Consider the following 1,157-nt stretch of genomic DNA (forward strand, 5'->3'; position numbering starts at 1 on the left):
CCATAGTTCCAGAATTAGAGTGAAATGGGAAAGTTATTTTTAGACAATTCCTTAAGGTGGAGCTGTTTGGCGAAGGTGATCGGGACGCAATTCCCCTCCCTACCTACTTTGGCAGGGCATACAAAAAGGCTGAAGAGTTCTGTGAGTTGCTTGGCAAACGGGCTAAAGGCGCAGGTTTCTTTAAGACGCTGTTGTTGCGGCGTATCGGCAGCACTATGTATGCAGGCCAACGGACGGTTGAAAAGCTTCTGAATGAGTGGGCTGGTGATACACCTGAACAGGAAGTGGCCGGGATGGTTGAGGATGAAGACGACAGTGTTGAATTGTCTGAATCCATGAAGGACCTGACACCCGCTGAAATCAAACTACTGAAGTTGTGCAAAGAAGATCTTGAATCGTGCCGGGATCAGGACCCCAAATACCTTGAGGTGCAAAAGTTTCTGTTCCAGAAAGAGTGGCTGGAAGCGGGGTGTATCATCTTTTCCCAGTATTATGATTCTGTATGGTGGCTGGCGAATAAACTGTCTGAAGAACACTTACCGAATGAAACCATTGCTATTTATGCCGGAGCTTCCCGCTCAGGGTTGCTAACCAATGGCGACTTCAAAAAGACAGCCCGTGACGATATTAAAAAGATGGTTCGGGATGGTCAGCTCCGCCTGGTTTTGGGGACGGATGCGGCCAGTGAAGGTTTGAACCTGCAACGCCTCGGCACTCTGATTAATCTTGACTTGCCATGGAACCCTACCCGACTGGAGCAGCGTAAAGGCCGTATTCAGCGTATTGGGCAATTACGTGATACCGTTCGGCTGCTCAATATGCGCTACCGGGATTCAGTAGAAGACAGGGTACATGAGTTACTGTCAGACCGCCTGGAAGATATTCATGAACTGTTTGGCCAGATTCCGGATGTCCTGGAAGACGCCTGGGTGGATATTGCACTTGGGGAAATTGATGCTGCTTCAAAGCTGATTGATGGTGTGAAACCACAGCACCCTTTCGATGAGAAGTACAGCAAGGTTGAGGATATTGACTGGGAGTCTTGTCAGACCGTGCTTGCCAATGTGGAGCGGGTTAGTGCGATGAAAAAGGGCTGGTGAATCAGGAGGCTGTCCGAGAATAGACTGCCCTACACGGCAACTGCTCCTGCGTTGCTC

1 protein-coding gene is annotated in these 1,157 nt (G+C 49.5%); it reads left to right on the top strand.

Annotated elements, in window-relative coordinates; genetic code table 11:
* Positions 1-56 precede the first annotated feature (56 nt).
* Positions 57-1,100, top strand: a complete 1,044-nt coding sequence (locus tag KDK14_RS08280) for a helicase-related protein (RefSeq protein ID WP_257264622.1) — start codon at positions 57-59, stop codon at positions 1,098-1,100.
* Positions 1,101-1,157: the final 57 nt, after the last annotated feature.

Origin of the sequence: Endozoicomonas sp. ONNA2 (assembly GCF_024606365.1) — a bacterium.
Classification (GTDB): domain Bacteria; phylum Pseudomonadota; class Gammaproteobacteria; order Pseudomonadales; family Endozoicomonadaceae; genus Endozoicomonas.